1 protein-coding gene is annotated in these 278 nt (G+C 66.2%); it reads left to right on the plus strand.

The window, feature by feature from the left end:
* Window positions 1–117: 117 nt before the first annotated feature.
* On the plus strand, window positions 118–278 hold a 161-nt coding region (locus SB756_RS29585), incomplete at its 3' end, for a DUF1656 domain-containing protein (RefSeq protein ID WP_410913120.1).

Raw genomic sequence — 278 nt, forward strand, 5'->3', positions numbered from 1 at the left:
CGCGGTCCGGCGCCTCGATGGATGACGCGCGGCGCGTGACAGCCGTGCTGCTCGACATCGCCGCGCTGCTGGAGCGCCATGCAAACGACGCTCAGTCCCCCTCTGGAGGCCAAACCCATGCTCAGTGAATTCTCGTTGGCGGGCATCTACCTGCCGCCCTTCTTTGCCTACGCCTGCCTGGCTCTGCCGATCTATCTGGGCCTTCGGTTCGTGCTGGCGCGCAGCGGGATGCTGCGCTGGGTGTGGCATCCAGGCCTGTTCGAGTTCGCCCTTTCCCT

Source organism: Pseudomonas sp. SIMBA_068, assembly GCF_046534705.1.
GTDB lineage: Bacteria > Pseudomonadota > Gammaproteobacteria > Pseudomonadales > Pseudomonadaceae > Aquipseudomonas > Aquipseudomonas putida.